The organism is Bradyrhizobium sp. CCH5-F6, assembly GCF_001556045.1.
In the GTDB taxonomy this organism is placed as follows: Bacteria; Pseudomonadota; Alphaproteobacteria; order Rhizobiales; family Xanthobacteraceae; genus Bradyrhizobium.
In genome coordinates, this window is sequence record NZ_LSIC01000081.1 from 1 (window position 1) to 22,028 (window position 22,028).

The window sequence follows — 22,028 nt, forward strand, 5'->3', positions numbered from 1 at the left end:
GTGTCCAGGCTCTCGCTGGTCTCCGTCAAAAACTCCCGCAACAGATCATCCATGAAAACAGGCCTTCATACAGGGAGGGGCGCGCACGAGGCGTGATGCGCCATTCGGAATGAGGCCAGCTTCACCGCAAAGCGTTTAATATTGGTTGAGTATGTGGAAAAGAACGGAGCCAACAAAGAGATAAGGCGCTCCGGACAAGCCGAAGCGCCTCGTAAAGATTGGCTTAACGTCTGAGGGCGCCGTGCGCCGTTTACGAAGCGGTAATGATGATGGCTTCGCCTTCCGGCTTCAGCGTCACCGTAAGCCCGCAGGCCTGCGCGAGCAGCCGCGTATAATAAGGCTGGATCGCGTGCGCGTCCGCGGCAGGCCCGCGCTCGCCGCTCAGGAGCTCCGAGATGTTCTGCGGCAGGCGCGCATTGTGTCCGGTCGCGGTGATGCGGAAGCTCATCGTCTCGCCTTCGCCGAGCGGATCGATCGTCAACATGCCCCCGCGCGGGATCGTATGCTGGGCGACGACCAGCATGTTGAGCAGCAGCTTGACGCGGTTCTTCGGCAGCAGCAGCCGCGGCAGATTCCATGTGATCGAGCACTTGCCGTCCTCGATGTGGCCCTTCGCCATGGTCTGGGCATCGCCGAGATCGATCTGCGCGCCGGAGGAGCCGGCTGCGCCGAAGGCCAGGCGGCAGAACTGGAGACGGGCCGAAGCGGTCTTGGCGCTCTTGCGGATCAGGTCGAGCGCGAATTCGCGGTCTTCCGGCTTGGGATCGTCGTCGAGCACTTCGAGCCCGTTGACGATGGCGCCGACAGGGCTGATGAGATCGTGGCAGACCCGCGAGCACAGGAGCGCAGCGAGTTCGAGCATATCGGGAGCAGTGGCGGTCGCGGGCGACGAGGCGTCAGACATATAAAGGGGTCCTGGAGGGTTCCTGGAATTGCACGGCGCTGGACGCCGCGAATCACGCATGCTTGACGGATGCTCCGGGTTCTAACATTCGCCAGCCGGTGGCAGCTAGCTTGCGATAGGTTCGAAGCGGCCATAAAGACCCAATCGAATCAATCAAGGCGAATCAGCCGAGCGGGCGAGACGTGCTGACAATAGAGACTTGCCGATGAATGAGGCATGCAGGTGAGGATCATCGACGCCGAGGCCGCATCCGGATTGATGGAGCCGCTCACCGCGCTGGTGGTAAAGGCGGGCGTAGCCATCCTTGCCGTCAACCGCGCTGCCATGCGGATCGAGGGCAAGCAGGACGGCTCGCCGGTGACCGAAGCCGACCTCGCCGCGGACCGCATCATCGCCGACGGCCTGGCGCAGCTCGCGGGCGGCATTCCGACGCTGTCGGAAGAGCGGACCCAGCTCGCCTCCCCGCCATTTCAGGGCAGCTTCTTCCTGATCGATCCGCTGGACGGCACCAAGGAGTTCGTCGCCGGCCGCGACGAGTTCACCGTCAACCTCGCCCTGGTGACTGAAGGCGTGCCGCTGCTCGGAATCGTCAGCGCGCCCGCGCTCGGACTGCTCTGGCGCGGCATCGTCGGCCTGGGCGCCGAGCGCGTGGCGTTCTTGCGGGTGTGGATCGGCGCGGCCATCGGGGCGGCCGAGCCGATCCACACCCGCAAGCTGCCGGCGCGCGGGGAGCCCTGGATCGCGGCGGTGAGCCGTTCGCATGGCGATCCCAGGAGCGAGGCGTTCATCGACAACAGGCCCAATGCCGTCAGACGGACGGTCGGCTCGGCGGTGAAATTCGGCCGGATCGCGGAAGGCAGCGCCGACATCTATCCCCGCTTCGGGCCGACCTCGGAATGGGATGTCGGAGCCGGCTGTGCGGTGGTGACCGCGGCCGGGGGCAAGGTGACCGACGGCAGCGGCGGCGAGCTCCGATTCGGCCAGCGCAGCCACACTGGCTTCATCATCCCGGAGTTCATCGCCTGGGGCGATCCGCAGGCGGTAGATTGCTACTGACCGGGCTTGCTACTGGCCGAGCTTGTCCTGAAGGGCCGGCCAGCGCTTGCCCACCTCATAGAGGAAGCGCTCGGGATCGGCGACGAAAGCGTCACGATTGGCTTCCAGGCTGAACAAATAGAGCCGCTGCGCCACGATCGCGAAGAAATGGGGATTGCCGGCGATGGTGACGCCGCGGGCGATATCGGCCGGATCATAGCCGCCGAATTGCGGTCCGTAGATCTCTGGATGGGCCAGGAAGGAGGCGCGGTTGCCCTCGTTGCGGAAGCGCCAGACGGCCCCCCAGAGATTTGCCTCGAACTCCGCCGTCCCCTGCACGGCCGTCCCCGTGACGAAGTAAGCGACGGGGTCGAAGCCCTCGATGGCGACGCCGGTGAAGCGGTTGACGACGATCCGCTCGGTGGTGGCGGCCAGCGCCGGCATCCCCGGGCACATGATCCAGATGCCGGCCAACAGGCAGACGCGAAAGCCGATCAAGGCAATTCCGGGGCGCAAAGGGCTATCTTCCTGCCGTTGTGCCGTCATAGTTGCTGCGGATAACATCCGAGTCGAGGGGACATCCGGCGCAACCTAGAGCCGTGCCTGTTGGCGTCAGGTTAAGGAAGCGACCGGATTCGGTACCAGGGGTTCTTTATGACTTTCGCATCACGCCTTGCTGCGCTCGCGCTTGCCGCGATGGTCGGCTGGATCGTGCCGGCTTCCGCCCAGCAGGCGCCGCCGCCCGACCTGCCGCCGCCGCAGCGGACCCCGACGCCAAGCACCTACGGGCCGGACGAGCTCGTCACGGCCGGCCACCGCTTCTTCGGCAACGTCTCGCGCGGGCTCGCCTCGATCATCGAGAAGGCGGTCAGCCAATGGGGCCTGCCCAACGGCTACATCCTGGGTGAGGAAGGCTCCGGCGCCTTCGTCGCCGGCCTGCGCTACGGCGAAGGCACGCTCTACACCAAGAATGCCGGCGACCTCAGGGTCTACTGGCAGGGTCCCTCGCTCGGCTTCGACTGGGGCGGCGACGGCGCGCGGACCATGACGCTGGTCTACAATCTGCCGGCCACCAACGCGATCTACCAGCGCTTCGGCGGCATCGACGGCTCGGCCTACATCATCGGCGGCTTCGGCATGACGGCGCTCACCGCCAACAACATCGTGCTGGTGCCGATTCGCTCCGGCCTCGGCCTGCGGCTGGGTGCCAATATCGGCTACCTTAAATACACCCCGCGCGCGACCTGGAACCCGTTCTAGGGCTTCGCCTCCCGTATCCCTACGGATCAAGGTTAACGACAGGCCGGGGCTGGCTTTTTGCCGGCCCCGCATGCATTGTCGTTGGTAAATTTTTCCTTAGCTCTCGGAGTTCTCATGGTCGAACCGATCATGTACCTGGCGATCGGTTTCCTGCTCTCGATGCTGTGCGGGCTCGCGATCGTGCCGCTGGTGCATAACCGCGCCGTGCGCCTGACCACGCGCCGGCTCGAGGCCGCAACGCCGCTGTCGATGGCCGAGATCCAGGCCGACAAGGACCAGCTCCGCGCCGAATTCGCCATGTCGGCGCGGCGGCTCGAGATGAGCGTCGAGCAGCTCAAGAACAAGACGACGAGCCAGCTCGCCGAGCTCGGCAAGAAGAGCGACGCCATCAACCGCATGAAGATCGAGCTCGGCGAGAAGAACGCCACGATCTTCGCGCTGGAAGCGCGCGAGAAGGCCGTCAAGGAGCAGCTCCGCGCCACCGAAGAAGAGTTCGCCGCCAAGACCGCATCTTTGCGCGAGGCCGAGATCGCGCTGGCCGACAAGCAGGCCGAGCTCGCGAAGATCAACACCGAGCTCTCCGACCGCTCGATGATGGCGGAGAGCCGCCAGGTCGAGCTGATCGCCGTGCGCGCACAGATCGAGGAATTGAAGAACCGCGTCGGCGATGCCGAGAAGGAGTTTGCCGCCACGCAGGCGCGCCTCGCACAGGAGCGCACCGAATCCGAGACCGCCTCGCGCGAGCTCGCCGAGGCGCGCGGCCGCGTCGAGAATCTGAGCCAGCGCGTCACCGAGCTCGATCGCCAGCTCATAGTCCAGGTGAAAGAGGCCGAGATGCTGTCGGGCCGCATCGCCGACCTCGAAGGCCGGCTCGCCACGCAGGGCAAGCTGCTCGCCGAGCGCGACTATGAGAACAACCAGCTCCGCCAGGCCAACGAGAGCAATGAGCGCACCATCAAGGAGCTGCGCGTCGAGATCGCCGCCTTGAGCGGCGGCAGGTCGTCGGCTGCGATGGAATCGCTGCGCGCGGAAAAGGCCGCGCTGGAGGAGCAGCTCCGCACCGCGCGCGACGAGCGCGCCAAGCTCCAGCGCGACATCAACGCGATCCAGCAGCAGGCGGAGAGTTCCTGGGCCACCGAGCGCATGGAGAACGCGCTGCTGCGCGAGCGCATCAACGACATCGCGGCGGAAGTCGCAAAACTCGCGATGCAGCTCGAAGGCCCGAACTCGCCGATCGAGGCCCTGCTCGCGGCCGAGGCCGGCCAGCCTCCGAAGCCGGCGCCGCGCCCGGCCAACGACGCCGCGACCAACGGAGCTCCTGCGGCCCGCCTGCCCGAAGGCGGCGGAACGCTCGCCGAGCGCATCCGCGCGCTCCAGGCCCACGCCTCCCGCGCCCGCCAGCAGGGCGCTTAACCGGCCCAAAACCCGGCCTCCCCTGCGGATTGCGTGACCGGGCCCGGGTTTTCCGCTCCCGCGCCGCCTGAAAACTTGACACCTTCGGCCCGCACTTCTAAATCGCGGGCTCCACGTGCCGGCCGGCCGCAAGTTGCGGCCGTCTGCATGATGGTCCCGGGCGCATAGCTCAGCGGGAGAGCGTTCCCTTCACACGGGAGAGGTCCAAGGTTCGATCCCTTGTGCGCCCACCATCCGTCTTCCTGCCCCCTACCTGTTGCGGATAGTCATCGACGCCTTACGGCATCCGCGACCCATCTCAATCAAAAAATCGAAAACAACCCCATGCACAGTAGCCGACCCCAGTCGGATCAATGGGTTACGCCTTTTCCGAATCGGATCTTGCTCCGTCGGGCAAAACAAGGGCATGATGTCATCATCCGGGACATGGCCTCGGACGAGCAGACCGCCCCTGAAGTCGCAAGCGACAACTCGCATCTTCCAAATTGGATTGGAGCCATCGTGGCTCAACACAAAGTGTTCGGGACATGCTGCAAGGACATGAGCGAAGCGCTCACCTTGCCGGAGCAACGATTTCTGTTCGTGCGGGAAGACACTGGCGTGCTGTACCTGACCGTTGGTGGCGTCAAGACGGACCAGGGCATGGGCTGGTTCGATCAAGCGGTTCTTTTCTGTCCGTTTTGCGGAACGCAGATTCAAACGCGCGACGAGATCAAGAGCGCAACCGCCTAGCTGCAGGCGCATTGCAGCGGCGTCCGCACGGCAAGCCTCAAGCCGCCCGCGCCGGCCGCCAGGCCGCGTAGAGACCGACGAGGGTGCCGATGGCGATCAGCCCTGCCGCCAGCAGCAGCTGCAATTGCCCATCGTCGGTGGGGCCTACGGACGACACGATTCTGGTCACGATGACGAACAGAACGCCCACGGAGGCCGCGGCCCCCATGCAAAGATGGACGAGCTCTCGCGGCAGTTTCCCGCCGAGAAGTCCGAGTGCCGTGAAATACATCGCGCAGGCGTTGGGATGAACGAACAAGGCAATGCGTGCGTAGGGACCGTAGGCGTGAAGAAGGGACTCACACCGGCGCAGGGCCGCTTTCGAGGCAACCCGCTGCAAGAGCGGCCTGAAGAAACGAGCCTGTCCGTAACTCAGAACGGCGCCGACGATGATCGCCAGCCACGCCACGATAAAGACGGAAACATCCACGGACTTCGGACTGAGTGCCACCGACATCAGGATGAGAGCGGTCCCGGGAAAATAGCCGAAATACGGGAAGATCGATTCCAGGAGCACGCAGACGAACATGAAGACCAGAAACCATGACGAGCCGGTCGCACCCTGGACGATGGCGTTCAAGTCGAAGAGGTTCGTCCTGTACAGGACGAGATACATGCACATGGCCAGTCCAGCCAGCGCGTAGAACGGCAGCGCTCCGGACAGAAAACGTCTCATCCAACCATCGCGCTTTGTTTGGCGAGCACGGCGGAGACCATCGGTACCAACAGAAGACAACCGAAACGCCTCGCAGGTCGAAGTCCGGCTCGGCTGCCGGGGCTCTGCTTCCTTCGTGCTTCAGGTACCATGGTCTCCGTTCCGGACAGCTCTCGCGCGATGGACATCAGGTCGAAGCAACTTCGCGCCTCAGCTTCCTGTTGGCGCACGATATTTCCGGAGCACTGTTTCACTCTTCCGGATCAGCTTTAGGCGAATGAGATTGCTCCTGTCGAGTGCTCTTTGCTCATGCAATCCTCGCCGCCCATCTGATCGCCCTAGCTGATCGACAAAATCTCGATCTCCTGCGCCCCCGCCCCCACGACGTCGCCGACCGCCTTGCCCATCAGCGATCTCGCGACCGGCGAGACGAACGAGATCGAGCCGGCCTTCGGATCGGCTTCGTCCTCGCCGACGATGCGGTAGGTCTGCACGCGGCCATCAGCGCGGCTGAATGTCACCGTGCTGCCGAAGGCGACGACGTCGGTCGCGACAGGATCGGGCATGACCTGCGCGGTGCGCAGGCGTTCGGTGAGATAACGGACGTCGCGCAGAGGCACGGCCGACTGCCGCCGCTTCTCGTTGACGTCGTCGATCCGTTGCGCGGCTTCATAGGCCTCGCGCGCTTCGGCAAGCTGCGTCTGCAACGCCTTGTAGCCTGCCTCGGTCACGAGGTTTGGATGCGGCGAGATCGGGCGATCCGGCAACAGCGTCTCGGACGCGGTTTCGGCGCTTTCTTCCTTGGTGAAGGCGACGCTCAATTTCGAGATCCTGTTGAACTGTCCTGGCCGCTGGCAACGCTCCGGCCGCCAATGCCCGGACTATATCTCAAGTTCGACGAAGCGGCGCAGCTTGAAGACGATGTCCGGTAAAGCCTGGCGGAACCGGGTTGCATTCTGGAAGCTGGTCGAGAACGGGGCGAAGGTGATCATGGCGTTCCAGTTCCGATAGCCATAGACCGTGACCGTGACGCCGGAACTCGGGAAATCTTCCATCTTGCGCAGCTCGCCGAGCACGAGATCGGCGATCCCCTCCGCCGGCAGCAGGCGCTTGCCGTCTGGCGTGGTGGCGATTTTCTCAGGCGGCTCGACCGGCTTCGTGGCAGCCGGCGGGGCATCGGGCACGGTCTGGGTTATGGCGGCTGGCGGATCAGCAATGGGCGTCTCGACCGGCTCCGGTCCATCCACAGGCACAGTCGGCGGAACCTCGGCGAGCGGCGGCGGTGCAATAATGTCTGCGCGCTTGTTGCCTCCCAGGATGCTGCTGATCATGGCCACAAGGCCAGCATCCTTCACCTCATCACTCATCGCTCCCCCCGGGACATCGGACTAGTCTAGAGCCTTTCCCCTTCAGATGGAATCGGAACGCGGCTCTAGCTTGTTGTTTTGACGCGTCTTCTTGACGCGAACCGGTGTCCACTTCGCTCGAAAGCGCTCCGGCACGGCTCTCGCAGACCGCCACCCGGGGATCCCGGACCGCAAGCCGCCGCGCGATCCACTACCGCTTATCAAACGGGATATACTGCTGATACTGCTTTGGCACCGAGCTGCGGTAGCGTGCAGGCACAGTGCCGCTGTCGATCGAATGATCGATCTCCTGCTGCCGCGTCATCTTCTTCTTGGCCGGCTTCTTCGACGCACTCTTCCTGGAATCGGTGGGCTGGCTGGAGGTGTCGGTGGTCGCGGCCGGTGCCGTCGTCGCAGCGGGCGCAGCGGTTGTCGCGGGAGGCGTGGCAGTTCCGCCGGCGGTCGGTGCGCCCTGCGCCAGAGCAAGCGGCATATGCATCGTGAGCAACAGCGCTGCCGTCGCAGCCAGCAAGTATGATTTCTGCATCAGAACCTCCAAAATTGCCTGATCCGAATGAGGCCAACGCAGGCCTCCGGCATCGACGCGTGCAAGTCCGTCAACAATAGGTCCGATCCCACACCGGAACTGTGGCCAAGATCACATTCCGAACCATGGCCTGCGTCATGATGCGCCTCATCTCGAACGCTTGGCGCCATGCCGACACCAACACTGGCATGCCCCTGCATCGGACGAGCAGAGGTAAACGCCAATCCAAGGCCAAAGCTCGGCTGATACTTCCATCCACCCGCTCCCGAAGGAGACTGAAATGCGTCGCACCATCCTCACCCTTGCATCGTTCGCAACCTTGATCGCCGCGTCAGTGTCGGCGGTCCCGGCCCAGGCCGCAAACGACCGATACTGCCTGCAAGGCCGCAGCTGGGGCTATCCCGGCAACTGCCAGTTCGCGAGCTACCAGCAATGTGCCGCCAGCGCCTCCGGCACATCGGCCTATTGTGGCATCAACCCGCGCTACGCGTACTCGCAGCCCTATTATTACTGACGAGTTGGCGGCGCGCGCATACGCGCGCGCCGCCGCGCCCCCGGCGAAACAGACCTGCAACAAGAAGACCTGAGCGAAACCAGAGTTATCCATGTCGCCGGGTTGAGCCATCGGCAGACAGGCGCCGTCAAGGATACGGTCATAAAATGGACAACGCGAACAGGGGCGTCTAACGATCCGCCGGTTGGCGCGGAGAGTGAGAACCGATGTTTGCGGCGGTCGTAATTCTTGTTCTGGCGGTTGCTCTATTGGCACCGTCATGCACCGTTCTTTTTCTCTTCAATCGGATGACGTTTGGTCGCGCGCTCAAAGCGGCGTGGCGCGTATGGATCGCGCAAATAATTGCTTCGATCCTACTCGTTGTTCTTGCTGACCGTCTGGGGCTCTTAAATCCAGCCGGCTATACGCTTGCGATATGCGTTCTGGTTGGCTTTGCAGGCGCTTTCTTCCTTCGCTCGAAATCGAATAGCAGGGCTTCGGCCTCGGATCAAAAGCCACGGTAGGCCCTGACCCGAACCGACCGACGCCCGGTCTACCCCATCAGAGTCGCCACGGCGCGAGATCGAGCGACCTTCGGCTAAGGGGGCCAACGGGAAACGGTCGGCCATGGAGAGCCGTCCATCGCGCTCTTCATTGCCGCAGCCAGGAACCTTTTCAGGGCGGCGCGGTTGGCGTGCGATGGCGCGACCGGAGTTCGGCCGCCGCTCGTGAAGACCGCGTGGACGAGTGCCCTGAGCGGCTGTCCTCTGCAGTGTCGTCCTGCGCCCTTGCAGCTGACATCGGTGCACGCTCAGCGGACGACGGGACAGGGACAGCAAATGAGGCCTGTGGCGCGACAACCCTTCAAACCACGCACCACCGAAGAACTGATGGCGCTGCTCAGCGCAGTCGCGACGGCGATTCTGACCGTCATCATCATCTCGATGCTCTATTTCGGCCGGGATATATTCGTGCCCGTTGCGCTGGCTATTCTCCTCAGCTTCGTGCTGGCGCCGCTGGTCGGGATATTGCAGCGCATCCATGTCCCGCGGGGATTGGCGGTCGTGAGCGTGGTCGTCGTTGCGTTCATGCTGATCTTCACGATGGGAAGCCTTCTCGCCGCTCAACTGACGCAACTCGCCGGTGACCTGCCGCGGTATCAATCGACGATCAGCGAGAAGATCCAGGCGTTTCGGGACACCAAGGCCGGCAGGGGCACGCTGGAGCGCGCTTCCGACATGCTGAAGGATCTCAGCAAGGAGCTTGATAAACCGAAAGACGCCCCATCCACGCGTAGCCCCGGCATGATCGCGGGCTCGAATCCCTCCGCGCCACCGGTGCCGGTCGAAGTGCGCCAGCCCGATCCCGGCGCGTTGGAAAGTCTGCGAACCTTGATCTCTCCGCTCATTCATCCGCTCGCGACCACCGGCATCATCATCATCTTCGTCGTATTCATCCTGATTCAACGCGAGGATCTTCGTAACCGCTTCATAAGGCTGGCCGGCTCGTCGGACCTGCAGCGCACGACCGCTGCGCTGGACGATGCAGCGAGCCGCCTCAGCAAGCTGTTTCTGACCCAGCTCATCCTGAACGGCGCATTCGGCGTGGTGATCGGCACCGGCCTCTGGTTCATCGGAATTCCGAGCGCGATTCTCTGGGGCATCCTCGCGGCTGCGCTTCGCTTCGTCCCCTATGTCGGCGCCGTCATCGCGGCCGCATTCCCGCTGGCGCTGGCGGTGGCCATCGATCCCGGCTGGTCGATGCTGCTTTGGACCCTCGCTCTGTTTCTCGTCGTCGAACCGCTCGTGGGCCACGTCGTCGAGCCGATGGTTTACGGCCGCAGCACGGGGCTCTCCCCCGTCGCCGTGGTCGCGTCGGCGACGTTCTGGACAGCGCTCTGGGGACCGATCGGGCTCGTCCTCGCGACTCCCCTCACGATTTGCCTCGTGGTGCTCGGGCGGCATGTGGAGCGATTGGAATTTCTCGACGTGATGTTCGGAGACCGACCGGCGCTTTCTCCTCCGGAAATATTCTATCAGCGGATGCTGGCGGGCGATCCCACGGAAGCGGCCGAAAAGGCAGAAGAGTTCCTGAAGGAGCGATCGCTGGCTTCGTATTATGACGAGGTCGCCCTGAAGGGTTTGCAGCTGGCGCAAGCCGACGCAGAGCGCAATGCGCTCGACCAGGAACGTCTCACGAAGATTCGGGACGCCGTCAGCGAATTCGCCGCCGATCTTGCCGATCAGGAGGACCGGCCGCCGGCGCGGAGCAGCTCAACCACCGATGCCGAAGCATCGTCCGCGGTGGAAGGCGTTGCAGAGAATGCCGCCAATGAACACTTGCCTTACCTCGGTAAGGAAACTCTCCCGCCGGATTGGCAGGGTGAACACCCCGTCCTGTGCGTGGCCGGACGCACCCTGATCGACGAGGCGGCCGCGATCATGCTGGCTCAGCTCTCGACTGAGCACGGCCTCGCTGCGCGCGTCGAAGGGGCGGCGTCGCTGTCCACGACGAATGTGTTTCGCCTGGATACGACGGGCGTTGCGATCGTCTGCCTGGTCTATCTCGATGCCCACGCCGCGGCACACATGCGGTACTCCGTCCGGCGTCTGAGGCGGAAATTGCCGAAGGCAACCATCATCCTGGGTTGCTGGGTCAAGGACATGGAGCCGGCGGCCCTGGAATTGCTGCGGGAAGGCGCCAAAGCTGACCTCGTTGCGACGAGCATCGGCGAGGCCGTCAGGCTGTGCATCGAAGCGACGGGGGCAAGGGAACAGGGGCAAGAAGCAGAGAAAGATAAATCCACAACGGCTGCAGCGTGAGGGTGCCATCGATGTCGGCTCCGGGCGACGAGGGTCGTCGCTGGCCGGCGGAGCGGTTTTCGTCTTGTCCTCGAAAGCTGCGGCAAGTCCGCCTGCTACTGCGCGCCCGGGCGAGGTCGACCTCCGCGACCCAGCGCGAGAGCGCTGATCGACGAGACCGCTGACATACACCTCCGACGTCGTGACGTTGTGCCTGTCCAGCAGTACGCTGCCCTTCGCGCGGCTATATCGTCACCGGCCTCTCGCGTGTGGTGCAAAGTTGTCACAACCGGCCGAGAACCCGCGGCGCGGGCGAGATTCCGGATTGCCTCGTTCGCAGCGCATCATGACAATTTGTGTCGGAGTTTCGTTCCGATTCGCAGGATATCCAGACAAGCAGGCTGAGCACGTCGTGCACAAGGCAGCATCTATCGCATCCGGCCTCTTCATGCTCGTCGCTCCGGCAATCGCCGCCGACCTGCCGGTCAAGGCTCTCAGGACTCCCGAGCCGCTCAATCTTTGGCAGGTCGAGGTCGGCGCACGGTACTGGTACAGCATCGGCCGCACCGCTTACGACTTGCACACCAGCGGCTCGCGAACGTCCCCGGTCATCTCACGGCTCGATTATCACAACATGAGCACGCATTCCGGAGAGGTTTTCTTCCGGATCGACAGCCCCATGAAGTTCTTCGTAAAGGGCTACGGGGGCTATGGAGGCATCACCGGCGGCACCATGAACGACGAGGATTTTCCTCCGTTCTTCAATGGGCCGTACACGAAGACGGAGAGCCAGACCCGCGGTTTTCTTGGCTACGCCAGCCTCGATATCGGCTATTCCTTTTACGAGTCACGTCCCGTCAATGCGGAGCCGCGCCTTCGCCTGGGTGGCTTCGTCGGCTACCATTACCGCGGCGAGCTGGCCGATGCATGGGGATGCCGACAGACGGTGCCCGGCGGTCAGATCTGCGAAGGTGCCGGCGTCCTCGCCGGCAACGTCAAAGTCATCACCGAGCGCGACATCCTGCACTCCGTCCGCGCCGGCGCCGTTGCTGATCTCTGGTTTACGCCGGCGCTCAAGCTCACCGTCGATGCCGCCTACACCTATTCCGACGTGAGAGCTTTCGACACGCACTACTTCACCTTCGGCACCGAGCCCTCTCGCGGCTACGGCCATGGCTTTCAGCTCGAGACGGTCATGTCCTATGCTGTTACGCCCAACGCAAATGTCGGAATCGGCGCCCGGTACTGGCACACCGGAATCAACGACTTCACCGAGCCTGCGAGCGGAGCAGCGGGGCAGGCGCAGACCTATCAGGTCGACCGATACGGCACCTTCATCCAGAGCAGCTTCAAGTTCTGAGTGAGGCAGCTCGCGGCCCCGCGCCATCTTCGGCGGAAGGGACCGCTCGCTACTGCATCCCGACGGGGAAGGTTGCCGTCCCAGTTGGCGCGCTTTGATGGGTCGTGATTTAGAAAACCTCTACGCCGGAATCCTTGATCACCTTGCCCCAGCGCCCGTAGTCGGCCTTGATGATGTCCGTGAATCCCTCGGGCGTCGAGGTGGTGACGAGCAGTCCCTGAGCCTCCAGGCGGGTTCGAACATCGGCTTGAGCCCCGATGCGTACGACTTCCACATTCAGGCGCTGGATGATTTCGGCCGGGGTGCCTGCGGGCGCGACCAGGCCGAACCAGGAATCGACGACGAAGTCCGACACACCGGCTTCCGCTGCGGTGGGGACGTCGGGCAGCTGTGATGAGCGCTCGCGGCTGGTGACGAGAAGACCTTTGATCTTGCCGTCACGGATCTGCGGCGCCAGCACGGTCAGCGTGTCGAACGACAGATTGACGACGTTGCCCAGCAGTGCGTTGACCGCCGGGGCGCTGCCCTTGAACGGCACATGCAGCAGCTTCGTGCCGGTCTGGCGCTGGAAGAGCTCGCCGCTCAAGTGGCAGAGTGTGCCAGGACCGCAGGAAGAGTAGGTCAATCTGCCGGGATCCTTGTTCGCGGCAGCGACGAGGTCCCTGGCGTTCGACACCGGCGTGTCCGGGCTGACTGCCAGCACATAGGGGACCGTAGCCAGGTTCGACACCGGAACGAAGCTCCTGAAGGGATCGTACCTTATCTCCTTGTTGATGTGCGGCAGAATGGTGAGCTGGCCGGCGGGAGCGAGAGACAACGTGTAGCCATCGGGGTCCGCGGTGGCGACGGCTTCGGCCGCAATTGCAGTGCCTGCGCCTGCCTTGTTCTCGATGACCACGGGCTGCTTGAGCGCCTCGCTCAGCTTGTCCGCGTAAATCCGTGCGACGGTATCGGCGGCGCCGCCAGGAGGAAACGGCACGATCAATTTGATGGTACGGTTCGGCCAGGCGGTGGCGCTGGCCCCGCTCGTACTCATGAGCACCGATGCGGTCAGGACGGACGCGGCCAGCAAGGCAAGAGATCGAATGAAACGCACAGCAGGAATCCTCATTGACGTTCGACAAGCCCACACGCCCGCTTGCCTGGACGTCGCTTAGGAACTTGCCGCGGTAGACCATCCAATAAATGCTATGCGGCCGCCCTCTCGGCAATGGAACCACGTTGCAAATGCGCGCCGGTCGAAAGAGGATTGCTTCTGTCTGATGCGCGATGACGAGAAGATGCGCCTAAGGGCCTGCGTAGGCCGCTGAAGGATCACGGAGTTCGGGATCGAGAAGACAGCAGCGAAGGCTAGGGTCTAAGAGGCCGCCAATCCGCTCTCCTGCAGCCGGCTTGCGAACCAGCGCGACTGCGCCTCATCGAGGGCCGAGCTGACATAGACTTCCGACATCGTGACCGAATGTCGGTCCAGCACCAGCAGCAGGCCAATCCAAAACGGAAACCAGACATGCACGTCGGTGAGCGCTCTCAGCTTGTGCTGGTCGTGCTCCAGCGGCGTGTGATTGCTGGCCTTGCGGATCTCGATCGCGAGCAGGTTGTTCGGGATCTCGCGCTGATGCACGACGATATCGGGGTAGATCGACTTGCCGAGATGATCGTCGGTCGAGATGATGGTGCCGCGCGGCAGGTGCAGCGTGCGCTCGCCGAGCCGGTCGTAATTGCAATCGACCGACCAGCCCGAGAACTGCTTCTCCAGATGCACGGCGAAGCGGTGGGTGATCGCCCGCTCGCCGACGTCCTTCTCGAACAGGAAACCTTCGTGGGCGTAGAAGTCCCTGACAGCCGCGATCACCTTGTTCAGCTCGGTCTGCATCGTGCCTCCGGGCTCGCGGCGCTTTGTCTGGTGACGTCCTACATCTGGACTTCGATCAGCCGCGGCCCGGGTTCGGCGACGGCTTCGGCCAGCGCCTTGTTGAACTCGTCGGCATTGGTGACGGCGCGGCCGGGCACGCCCATACCCTTGGCCAGCGCCACGAAATCCAGCGTCGGGCGGTCGAGCCTGAGCATGTCGTTGGCGCGCTGGCCGGGCTCGCCGGCGCCGACATTGTCGAACTCGCCGCGCAGGATCTGGTAGATGCGGTTGGCGAACACGATGGTGACGATGTCGAGGTTCTCGCGCGCCTGCGTCCACAGCGACTGGATGGTGTACATCGCGCTGCCGTCACCGACCATCGTGATGACCTTACGGTCCGGGCAGGCGATCGCCGCGCCGATCGAGAGCGGCGTGGAAAAGCCGATCGAGCCGCCCATGTTCTGGAGCCAGTCGTGCGGGGCGGCGGCAGCCGTTGGCGGAAAGAAGGCGCGACCGGTGGTGAGAGACTCGTCGACCAGGATCGCATTCTCCGGGATCGCATAGGCGATCGACTGCGCGATCGAGGCGTGGGTCAGCGCACCGGTCGGCTTGACCAACTCCTGCAAAGCCTGCGGCTGGACGTCCTTGGTGCTGGCCTTGACGGCGCTGGCGAGCGCCTCGAGCGCCGCGACCGAGTTCTCGCCCCACGAGGTCATGCGATGCACGTCGCAGCCCTCGGGCCGGAGCACGCTCGGCTTGTTCGGATAGGCGAAGAACGCCACGGGATCGTCGGCCTCGACCAGCACGATGTGGCGGAACTTCGCCAGCATCGGCAGCGCCTGGTCGATGACATAGTGGATGCGGTCGATCGAGAAACGGCCGCGGCCCCGCGCCATCTTCGGGCGGAAGGTCGGACCCATCACCGTGCAGCCGGTCTTGCCGGCGATGCGCTCGGCCAGCGCCAGACCCTGCTCGCTCAGCGCGCTGCCGGTCATCAGCAAGAGCGTGCCTTCGCCGTCGCCATGAAGAATTTTGGCGGCCTGCTCGACCGCCTGCGGCGAATAGCTCGCGCGTTGCTGCTCGGCCGGAACCTCGGCGATGCCGTCGGCCTCGTTCCAGGCGGTGTCGGCGGGCAGGATCAGGGTCGCGATCTGCGGCGGCGCGCTTTTGGCGGCGGCGATCGCCGCGGCGCCGTCGGCGGCGACCGATTTGGCATCCGGCGAGGTGCGGACCCAGGACGACATCGGCCGGGCCAGGCCCTCGATGTCCGAGGTCAGCGGGGCGTTGTAGCCGATGTGGTAGACGGCGTGCTGGCCGACGATGTTGACGATGCCGGAATTGGCCTTCTTGGCATTGTGCAGGTTGGCAAGGCCGTTGGCGAGGCCGGGACCGAGATGGAGCAGGGTCGAGGCCGGCGTGCCCTTCATGCGGAAATAGCCGTCGGCGGCGCCCGTCACCACACCCTCGAACAGGCCGAGCACGCAGCGCATGCCGGGCACGCGGTCGAGCGCTGCGACAAAATGCATCTCGGAGGTGCCGGGATTGGTGAAGCAGACGTCCACCCCGCCCTTGACCATCGTCCGCACCAGGCTTTCCGCACCGTTCATCCCAAGGCTCCCACGACCGGCATTGTCCAGATAAAAGTCCGATCAATCATTGTTCGTGCGTTCCGTCAAAGCAAGACCCGCCATCGCTGCCCTGCCCCGCGCGGCAATGCGCCGGCTTGGCTAATGCTTTCCGGCAAATTGTGGTTGCCGATTTGGTAACACCAATCGTGAAGCATGGCCTCCCTCACGGGCCCGTGGCTTGCGAAATGCCCGCAAATATGGCCTGTGGCTTCCGTTGAATCGATTTTTTGCTGGGGGAGACAATGATCCGGTTTTTTGCCGCGCCGATTGCCGCCATCGCACTGCTGTCGGCCATGGCAGGCGGCGCGCTCGCGGAAGAGTTCGACACGCGCGACATCATGGGCGGCGGCCCGAACTTCTTCCGTTCCGGCGCCAATCCCGTCCCCCGCACCACCGTCATGTACAACGGTAACTACGCTCCCGGCACGATCGTCGTGAACACCAGCGAGCGGCGGCTGTATCTGGTGCTCCAGAACGGCCAGGCGCTGCGCTACGGCATCGGCGTCGGCCGCGACGGCTTCCGCTGGGGCGGGGTGCACAAGATCACCGCCAAGAAGGAATGGCCGGACTGGACGCCGCCGTCGCAGATGCTGGCCCGCAGGCCCGACCTGCCGCGCCACATGAAGGGCGGCGTCGACAACCCGCTCGGCGCCCGCGCGATGTATCTGGGCTCGACGCTGTACCGCATCCACGGCTCCAACGAGCCGGAGACGATCGGACAGGCGGTCTCCTCGGGCTGCTTCCGCATGACCAATGACGACGTCACCGACCTTTACAGCCGTGTGGCGGTCGGGACCACCGTGGTCGTGCTGAACAATTAGAGCCCGCGCGCGGCGGAACCCGCAGGGCGCGAGAATTTGCGGCCTTGTGCGCGCGGGGCGAATGCGGCAGCGTCGAGCAACGATGTCCGCATTGACTCCGTCCTCGCCCGCCCTTCGCCTCGCCCTGCTGGCGCTCGCCGCGCTCACATGCGTGCCTGACACCGCGGCCACGGCTGCCGCGGGCGAACTGCCCGCGATCTCCTCGCGCCAGCGCAACGAGAAGAAGAGCTTCTCCGACGGCGAGATCGTCGAGGGCTTTCTCAAGACCGCCTTCGGCGCCGAATACCACCTCGCCGGCCGCGTCGACCGCATCCGCAAGTTCGACGGGCCGGTGCGGGTGTTCGCCGAGAGCGACCGCGCCGATCGCAAGACGCAGCTTGCGAGAGTGGTGAGCGACATCGCCAGGCGCGTGCAGCATCTCGACATCGCCATGACCAATACCAACGAGGCGGCGAATGTGCGGGTCAAGCTCGTGCGCGACCGCGATCTCTACCGCACCATGACCAGCTTCTACGGCGCCGAGAAGGCGCGCGAGATCCGCACCTCGCTCGATCCGCAATGCCTGTCCGGCTTCCGCAAGAACGACAATTTCGAGATCGAGCATTCCGACGTCATCCTCACCGTCGACAACGGCGATTTCGTCTTCCTCGACTGCGCCTATGAGGAACTGCTGCAATCGCTCGGGCCGATCAACGACACCGCGAGCGTGCCCTGGACCATGTTCAACGACAACGTCTCGATGGGCTATTTCGACGTCTACGACCAGTACATCCTCAACCTGCTCTACGATCCCCGCATCAAGGCCGGCATGACGGTGGCGGAGGTCAAGGCGGTGCTGCCCGCCGTGCTCAAGGATGTGCGCGCCTGGGTGAAGCGGGTGAATGATCTGAGGGATTGAGCCCGGTCGTCATTGCGAGCGCAGCGAAGCAATCCAGAATCTCTCCGCGGTGGCAGACTGGATTGCTTCGCTGCGCTCGCAATGACGGAGCAAGCTGCACGGCCCTACTGCACGAGATCGGCGACGGTGGTCGCGGCCTTCAGGCCGGTGCCGGTGAGGACGGTGACCGTGGTCTCGCTCGCCTTGATCGCACCAGCGGCCGCGAGCTTGTCCAGCGCTGCGGCCGCGCTGGCGCTGGTCGGCTCGGCGAACAGGCCCTGGCGCGCAAGACGGCGCAGCGCACCGACGATCTCGTCCTCGGTGAGGGCAATGGTGCCGCCACCGCTCTCGCGCAGGGCGGCGATGATCTCGCGCAGGCGCAGCGGATTCTTGATGGCGGTGCCTTCGGCGACGGTCTTGTGCACCTCGCGCGCGACGGGCGTATCGACACCGGCCTGAAAGCTCGCATCGATCGGCGAGCAGTTTTGCGGCTGCGCCGCGAACAGGCGCGGCAGCTTCGCGATCTGGCCGGCTTTCAAAAGCTCCCGGAAGCCGAAGGCGCAGCCCAAGAGGCTGCTGCCGGCGCCGACGGGAACGATGACGTTGTCGGGCGCGCGGAAGCCGAGATCTTCCCAGATCTCGTAGGCGAGCGATTTGGTGCCTTCCAGGAAGAACGGCTGCCAATTGTGGCTGGCGTAGAAGGTCTCGTTCGACTGGCGGATGGCCTCGGCTTCCGACTCCTCGCGCGGCCCCTCCACGAGCTGCACCGTCGCGCCGTAAGCGCGCACCTGCGCGATCTTGGCCGGCGACGTGGACGCGGGAGCGAGGATCTTCACACGCATGCCGCCGGCGGCACCCAACCCTGCCATCGACGAGCCGCCATTGCCGGAGGAGTCCTCCAGAATGGCCGAGATGCCGATCTGCCGCAGGAAGGACAGCATCACCGCCGAGCCGCGATCCTTGAAGCTGCCGGTCGGATTGAACCATTCGAGCTTGAACAGCGGGCGCAGATCGCCCCAGTCCTGCTGCACCAGCGGCGTGCAGCCTTCGCCGAGCGTGATCGGCTTTGCGATCTCGACCGGCAATGCCGCCCGGTAGCGCCAGAGCGACCGCGTCCGACTATCAATGTCCTCGCGCGAGATGCCGGCCCCCGGCGTCACCAGCAGCGGCGTGCGCTCGTCCGAGCACCAGCGCGGCTGGTCGAGCGGGTAGAGCCGTCCGTTGCGGGGGTCGATGTAGCTGGCGGTGGGCATGGGGGTCTCCAAGACAAGGACGATCTATGACTGGGCCGGGATTCGACGCTGGCCGAACGGATGCACCGCCTTGAAAACACGAGAAACAGAAATATTTCAATGCCTTGATCCGGTCGCGCCGACAGGACGGGGATCTGGGTCCGCGCGAGGACCCGGCGCTGAAGGCGAACTCGGCAAGCCCGTTAATGACGGGAATGTGGTCGCAAACGGCCCTGCCCGCCTCCCACGATTAACTTGTCTGTCGTCGCCGGCCGCTACAATATGTTGGATTGAGCTTGCGCCACCGCTGTTCTTCGGCAGGTAACGCAAGCGAGTCAGGCCCGTCCGAGCGGCGGGCCGTTGGCTTTTTGGGAGCCTGGACATGAGCCGCGCGAACCGTACCGACCACATCCGCCTCACCTCCCATCCAGAGCCGGGGCGGAAGGCTGCCTTTCCGATCCATTGGGGCGCTGCCGATGCACGCGCCCGCGGCCCGATCATCGGCACGGTGTCGCGCGCCGGGGATCGCAACGTGATCGGCAGCCATGGCGGGTCCTACGCGATGTACCGCGCGCTCGCCGTCTCCGCCGGCGCGCTCGATCCGATCCGGCGCCCCGACCTCACCAACACATTTCCGGCGGCGACCATCGGGCCGTTCCCGCAATGGAGCGATCCCGCCAAAATCGTCGCGCTCGATCCCTGGGGGCATCTCGTCGCCGAGAACTTCCGCCAGGAGATCGCCGAAGGCGCCGACATCCGTCCGAGCATCGCAGTGACGCGGGCGCGGCTGGACCTGCCGGAGATCCGCGAGGCGCTGGCGGCGAAACGTCTGCGCGCCGATGGCGAGGTCGTGCATGCCAATGGCAGCGTGTCCGTGGTGAAGATCGCGATCGATCCGGTCTGGTACCTGCCGGGCCTTGCCGCGCGCTTCGGCACGGGCGAGACCGAACTGCGGCGGACGCTGTTCGAGCAGACCGCCGGCATGTTCCCCGAGCTCGTGACCCGGCCGGACATGAAGGTTTTTCTGCCGCCGATCGGCGGCACCACCGTCTATCTGTTCGGCGACGTCACCAAGCTGCCGGACCACCGCACGAAAATCACCTGCCGCGTGCACGACGAGTGCAACGGCTCCGACGTGTTCGGCTCCGACATCTGCACCTGCCGTCCCTACCTGATCCACGGCATCGAGGAATCCGCGCGCGGCGCGCAGGAGGGCGGGCTCGGGCTCGTCGTCTACAACCGGAAGGAGGGCCGCGCACTCGGCGAGGTCACGAAATTCCTGGTCTACAATGCCCGCAAGCGCCAGGAGGATGGCGACGCGGCCGCCGCCTATTTCGAGCGCACTGAATGCGTCGCTGGCGTCCAGGACGCACGCTTCCAGCAATTGATGCCGGATACGATCCACTGGCTGGGCCTCAAGCGCATCGACCGCTTCCTGTCGATGAGCGACATGAAATACGACGCGCTGACCTCGCAGGGCATCGACATCGTCGAGCGCGTGCCGATCCCGCCGGAGCTGATCCCGGCCGACGCCTATGTCGAGATCGCCGCGAAGAAGGCGGCCGGCTACTACTCGACCGACATCGCGCCCGAGAAGGATGTCAACGGCGTGGTCGGGCGTTCGCTGGAAAAATACTGATCGCGCGATGGCGGACCCATTGGAATTGCAAGCACGCTCGCTGCTCACCGCAAAGGCGGTGCGCGCGCGGGCGGGGCAGATGCTCGAGCTCGGCCTTGCCGGCAAGCTCTCGCATTTCACGATCGATCTCGGCCGCATGGATGGCGTTGCGGAGGCGGTGCTTGCGGTCACGCGCAAGGCCTACCCGACCCTGGACATCCCCTTCCATGCGCGCTGGCGGCACTTCGTGCTCGGCGGCGCCGACCGCTGGGCCAGACTTGCCGACGCTGCGTCCTGGCCGGATCGCGCCACGCGGGCGCGCGCGGAGTTCGACCTCGCCATCGTCAGCGTGCTGCTCGATGCCGGCGCGGGTGCCGCGTGGCGCTATCGCGACGCCGTGACGGGCCAAGGCATCGGCCGCTCCGAGGGGCTTGCCATCGCAAGCCTCGACATGTTCGCGGGCGGCCTGTTTTCTCGCGACGCGCGGAAGCCGTTCAGGGCCGACGCGGAAGTGCTCGCAGGGCTGCCGCTCGCCGCCCTCACCTCCGCATTTCAGGCGAGCGATGCCAATCCGCTGCTCGGCCTCGAAGGACGGACCGATCTGCTGCGAAGGCTTGGCAAGCTGGTGGCGGAGCGCGCAGACGTCTTCGGCTTGCACGACACGCCGCGACCGGGCGGACTGTTCGATCACATCGCGGCGCAGGCGGATGGCGGCGCCGTTGCCGCGCCCGCAATCCTGTCGGCGGTGCTGAACCAGCTCGGGCCGATCTGGCCGTCACGGCTCGAACTCGCTGGCATCCCGCTCGGCGATTGCTGGCGCCATCCGGCGATCAGGACCGATGATGGGACCGCGGGTCTCGTGCCGCTGCACAAGCTGTCGCAATGGCTGAGCTATTCGCTGATCGAGCCGCTGCAGCGCGCGGGCTTTGACGTCACCGACATCGACGGACTGACCGGGCTTGCCGAATACCGCAATGGTGGCCTGTTCGTCGATCACGAGGTGCTGCGTCTGCGCGACGCCGCCGACTACGAGCGCGCGCATGCGGTGGATTCGCTGCTCGTCGTGGAATGGCGCGCGCTGACCGTCGCGCTGCTCGACCGGCTGGCCGACCTGGTTCGCGCAAAGCTTGGCCGCACGCCAGAAACCTTGCCGCTCGCCAGCATTCTGGAAGGCGGCACCTGGGCCGCAGGCCGCGCCATTGCTTTTGCGCGCCGGTCCGATGGTTCGCCGCCGATCAAGGTGATCAGCGACGGCACGGTGTTTTGAACCCTCTCCCCTTGTGGGAGAGGGTGGCTCGCCGCGAAAGCGGCGAGACGGGTGAGGGGTTGCTTCCGCGAGAGCATCTCTCACTTGAGTTCGCGGAGACAACCCCTCATCCGGCGCTTCGCGCCACCTTCTCCCACAAGGGGAGAAG

The 22,028-nt window shown here is 64.7% G+C and carries 22 protein-coding genes and 1 tRNA gene; 13 read left to right on the forward strand and 10 right to left on the reverse strand.

Annotation, left to right across the window (positions count from 1 at the left end; genetic code table 11):
* Window positions 1–250 precede the first annotated feature (250 nt).
* Window positions 251–904 carry a histidine phosphotransferase ChpT gene (gene chpT, locus AX729_RS15035; protein ID WP_061024313.1) on the reverse strand — a complete coding sequence of 218 codons (654 nt, stop codon included), beginning with the start codon at window positions 902–904 and terminating at the stop codon, window positions 251–253.
* A gap of 216 nt (window positions 905–1,120) precedes the next feature.
* Here chpT and AX729_RS15040 point away from each other — a divergent pair, with 216 nt between their 5' ends.
* Window positions 1,121–1,960 carry a 3'(2'),5'-bisphosphate nucleotidase CysQ family protein gene (locus tag AX729_RS15040; RefSeq protein ID WP_061024315.1) on the forward strand — a complete coding sequence of 280 codons (840 nt, stop codon included), beginning with the start codon at window positions 1,121–1,123 and terminating at the stop codon, window positions 1,958–1,960.
* Between the two features lie 9 nt (window positions 1,961–1,969).
* Here the strand turns inward: AX729_RS15040 and AX729_RS15045 are convergent, their stop codons facing one another.
* On the reverse strand, window positions 1,970–2,455 hold the full coding sequence (locus AX729_RS15045; protein ID WP_061024317.1) for a YHS domain-containing (seleno)protein: 486 nt from the start codon (window positions 2,453–2,455) through the stop codon (window positions 1,970–1,972).
* 138 nt (window positions 2,456–2,593) lie between these two features.
* Here AX729_RS15045 and AX729_RS15050 point away from each other — a divergent pair, with 138 nt between their 5' ends.
* From AX729_RS15050 to AX729_RS41135, 4 genes are all read left to right on the forward strand, one after another.
* Entirely contained in the window at window positions 2,594–3,199 is a 606-nt protein-coding gene (locus tag AX729_RS15050) for a DUF1134 domain-containing protein (protein WP_061024319.1), read from the forward strand.
* A 114-nt stretch (window positions 3,200–3,313) separates the two neighbouring features.
* Window positions 3,314–4,612, forward strand: coding sequence for a coiled-coil domain-containing protein (locus AX729_RS15055; protein ID WP_061024321.1), 1,299 nt, complete (start codon window positions 3,314–3,316; stop codon window positions 4,610–4,612).
* Between the two features lie 158 nt (window positions 4,613–4,770).
* Window positions 4,771–4,845, forward strand: a tRNA-Val gene (locus tag AX729_RS15060).
* Between the two features lie 193 nt (window positions 4,846–5,038).
* Window positions 5,039–5,344, forward strand: a complete 306-nt coding sequence (locus AX729_RS41135) for a hypothetical protein (protein WP_061024323.1) — start codon at window positions 5,039–5,041, stop codon at window positions 5,342–5,344.
* A 37-nt stretch (window positions 5,345–5,381) separates the two neighbouring features.
* On the opposite strand, the gene AX729_RS15070 is transcribed toward AX729_RS41135, so the two are convergent.
* The 4 genes from AX729_RS15070 to AX729_RS15085 form a co-directional block, all read right to left on the reverse strand.
* A complete protein-coding gene (locus AX729_RS15070) occupies window positions 5,382–6,059 on the reverse strand; it encodes a hypothetical protein (protein ID WP_061024324.1) in 678 nt (225 codons plus the stop codon).
* Window positions 6,060–6,376: 317 nt separating this feature from the next.
* Window positions 6,377–6,859 carry a transcription elongation factor GreA gene (greA, locus tag AX729_RS15075; protein ID WP_061024326.1) on the reverse strand — a complete coding sequence of 161 codons (483 nt, stop codon included), beginning with the start codon at window positions 6,857–6,859 and terminating at the stop codon, window positions 6,377–6,379.
* A 60-nt stretch (window positions 6,860–6,919) separates the two neighbouring features.
* Window positions 6,920–7,405: a hypothetical protein gene (locus AX729_RS15080; RefSeq protein ID WP_061024328.1), complete on the reverse strand. Its 486-nt coding sequence runs from the start codon at window positions 7,403–7,405 to the stop codon at window positions 6,920–6,922.
* A 190-nt stretch (window positions 7,406–7,595) separates the two neighbouring features.
* Window positions 7,596–7,931 carry a hypothetical protein gene (locus AX729_RS15085; RefSeq protein WP_061024350.1) on the reverse strand — a complete coding sequence of 112 codons (336 nt, stop codon included), beginning with the start codon at window positions 7,929–7,931 and terminating at the stop codon, window positions 7,596–7,598.
* A 280-nt stretch (window positions 7,932–8,211) separates the two neighbouring features.
* Between AX729_RS15085 and AX729_RS15090 the strand changes: the two genes are divergently transcribed.
* The 4 genes from AX729_RS15090 to AX729_RS15100 all read left to right on the forward strand — a co-directional run bounded on the left by AX729_RS15090 (window position 8,212) and on the right by AX729_RS15100 (window position 12,585).
* On the forward strand, window positions 8,212–8,445 hold the full coding sequence (locus tag AX729_RS15090; RefSeq protein WP_061024330.1) for a DUF3551 domain-containing protein: 234 nt from the start codon (window positions 8,212–8,214) through the stop codon (window positions 8,443–8,445).
* A gap of 206 nt (window positions 8,446–8,651) precedes the next feature.
* Complete coding sequence (locus AX729_RS39650) at window positions 8,652–8,948, forward strand: hypothetical protein (protein ID WP_156456973.1); 297 nt, start codon at window positions 8,652–8,654, stop codon at window positions 8,946–8,948.
* A gap of 366 nt (window positions 8,949–9,314) precedes the next feature.
* Window positions 9,315–11,246, forward strand: a complete 1,932-nt coding sequence (locus AX729_RS15095; protein ID WP_061024332.1) for an AI-2E family transporter — start codon at window positions 9,315–9,317, stop codon at window positions 11,244–11,246.
* Between the two features lie 391 nt (window positions 11,247–11,637).
* The gene (locus AX729_RS15100; protein ID WP_156456974.1) at window positions 11,638–12,585 is read left to right on the forward strand and encodes a hypothetical protein; all 948 of its coding nucleotides are present in this window, start codon (window positions 11,638–11,640) and stop codon (window positions 12,583–12,585) included.
* A 109-nt stretch (window positions 12,586–12,694) separates the two neighbouring features.
* On the opposite strand, the gene AX729_RS15105 is transcribed toward AX729_RS15100, so the two are convergent.
* The 3 genes from AX729_RS15105 to AX729_RS15115 all read right to left on the reverse strand — a co-directional run bounded on the left by AX729_RS15105 (window position 12,695) and on the right by AX729_RS15115 (window position 16,044).
* Window positions 12,695–13,621: a Bug family tripartite tricarboxylate transporter substrate binding protein gene (locus AX729_RS15105; protein WP_245325200.1), complete on the reverse strand. Its 927-nt coding sequence runs from the start codon at window positions 13,619–13,621 to the stop codon at window positions 12,695–12,697.
* Window positions 13,622–13,942: 321 nt separating this feature from the next.
* Window positions 13,943–14,458 carry a hypothetical protein gene (locus AX729_RS15110; protein ID WP_061024338.1) on the reverse strand — a complete coding sequence of 172 codons (516 nt, stop codon included), beginning with the start codon at window positions 14,456–14,458 and terminating at the stop codon, window positions 13,943–13,945.
* A gap of 38 nt (window positions 14,459–14,496) precedes the next feature.
* Window positions 14,497–16,044 (reverse strand): acetolactate synthase large subunit, encoded by a 1,548-nt coding sequence (locus AX729_RS15115; protein WP_061024340.1) that lies wholly within the window; start codon window positions 16,042–16,044, stop codon window positions 14,497–14,499.
* Between the two features lie 263 nt (window positions 16,045–16,307).
* Here AX729_RS15115 and AX729_RS15120 point away from each other — a divergent pair, with 263 nt between their 5' ends.
* On the forward strand, window positions 16,308–16,886 hold the full coding sequence (locus tag AX729_RS15120) for a L,D-transpeptidase (protein WP_061024341.1): 579 nt from the start codon (window positions 16,308–16,310) through the stop codon (window positions 16,884–16,886).
* A gap of 82 nt (window positions 16,887–16,968) precedes the next feature.
* Complete coding sequence (locus tag AX729_RS15125; RefSeq protein ID WP_061024343.1) at window positions 16,969–17,784, forward strand: DUF2927 domain-containing protein; 816 nt, start codon at window positions 16,969–16,971, stop codon at window positions 17,782–17,784.
* Window positions 17,785–17,888: 104 nt separating this feature from the next.
* On the opposite strand, the gene AX729_RS15130 is transcribed toward AX729_RS15125, so the two are convergent.
* Window positions 17,889–19,016 carry a threonine synthase gene (locus AX729_RS15130; protein WP_061024345.1) on the reverse strand — a complete coding sequence of 376 codons (1,128 nt, stop codon included), beginning with the start codon at window positions 19,014–19,016 and terminating at the stop codon, window positions 17,889–17,891.
* Window positions 19,017–19,377: 361 nt separating this feature from the next.
* Here AX729_RS15130 and AX729_RS15135 point away from each other — a divergent pair, with 361 nt between their 5' ends.
* Both AX729_RS15135 and AX729_RS15140 read left to right on the forward strand, forming a co-directional pair.
* Entirely contained in the window at window positions 19,378–20,634 is a 1,257-nt protein-coding gene (locus AX729_RS15135; RefSeq protein ID WP_061024346.1) for a GTP cyclohydrolase II, read from the forward strand.
* Between the two features lie 7 nt (window positions 20,635–20,641).
* On the forward strand, window positions 20,642–21,880 hold the full coding sequence (locus AX729_RS15140) for a URC4/urg3 family protein (RefSeq protein WP_061024349.1): 1,239 nt from the start codon (window positions 20,642–20,644) through the stop codon (window positions 21,878–21,880).
* The last annotated feature ends 148 nt before the right edge of the window (window positions 21,881–22,028 follow it).

Coding starts and splice junctions, on each gene's coding strand:
- chpT (WP_061024313.1), bottom strand. CDS start 904: ATGTCTGACGCCTCGTCGCCCGCGACCGCCACTGCTCCCGATATGCTC.
- AX729_RS15040 (WP_061024315.1), top strand. CDS start 1,121: ATGCAGGTGAGGATCATCGACGCCGAGGCCGCATCCGGATTGATGGAG.
- AX729_RS15050 (WP_061024319.1), top strand. CDS start 2,594: ATGACTTTCGCATCACGCCTTGCTGCGCTCGCGCTTGCCGCGATGGTC.
- AX729_RS15055 (WP_061024321.1), top strand. CDS start 3,314: ATGGTCGAACCGATCATGTACCTGGCGATCGGTTTCCTGCTCTCGATG.
- AX729_RS41135 (WP_061024323.1), top strand. CDS start 5,039: ATGGCCTCGGACGAGCAGACCGCCCCTGAAGTCGCAAGCGACAACTCG.
- AX729_RS15070 (WP_061024324.1), bottom strand. CDS start 6,059: ATGAGACGTTTTCTGTCCGGAGCGCTGCCGTTCTACGCGCTGGCTGGA.
- AX729_RS15080 (WP_061024328.1), bottom strand. CDS start 7,405: ATGAGTGATGAGGTGAAGGATGCTGGCCTTGTGGCCATGATCAGCAGC.
- AX729_RS15085 (WP_061024350.1), bottom strand. CDS start 7,931: ATGCAGAAATCATACTTGCTGGCTGCGACGGCAGCGCTGTTGCTCACG.
- AX729_RS15090 (WP_061024330.1), top strand. CDS start 8,212: ATGCGTCGCACCATCCTCACCCTTGCATCGTTCGCAACCTTGATCGCC.
- AX729_RS39650 (WP_156456973.1), top strand. CDS start 8,652: ATGTTTGCGGCGGTCGTAATTCTTGTTCTGGCGGTTGCTCTATTGGCA.
- AX729_RS15095 (WP_061024332.1), top strand. CDS start 9,315: ATGGCGCTGCTCAGCGCAGTCGCGACGGCGATTCTGACCGTCATCATC.
- AX729_RS15105 (WP_245325200.1), bottom strand. CDS start 13,621: ATGAGTACGAGCGGGGCCAGCGCCACCGCCTGGCCGAACCGTACCATC.
- AX729_RS15110 (WP_061024338.1), bottom strand. CDS start 14,458: ATGCAGACCGAGCTGAACAAGGTGATCGCGGCTGTCAGGGACTTCTAC.
- AX729_RS15115 (WP_061024340.1), bottom strand. CDS start 16,044: ATGAACGGTGCGGAAAGCCTGGTGCGGACGATGGTCAAGGGCGGGGTG.
- AX729_RS15120 (WP_061024341.1), top strand. CDS start 16,308: ATGATCCGGTTTTTTGCCGCGCCGATTGCCGCCATCGCACTGCTGTCG.
- AX729_RS15125 (WP_061024343.1), top strand. CDS start 16,969: ATGTCCGCATTGACTCCGTCCTCGCCCGCCCTTCGCCTCGCCCTGCTG.
- AX729_RS15130 (WP_061024345.1), bottom strand. CDS start 19,016: ATGCCCACCGCCAGCTACATCGACCCCCGCAACGGACGGCTCTACCCG.
- AX729_RS15135 (WP_061024346.1), top strand. CDS start 19,378: ATGAGCCGCGCGAACCGTACCGACCACATCCGCCTCACCTCCCATCCA.
- AX729_RS15140 (WP_061024349.1), top strand. CDS start 20,642: ATGGCGGACCCATTGGAATTGCAAGCACGCTCGCTGCTCACCGCAAAG.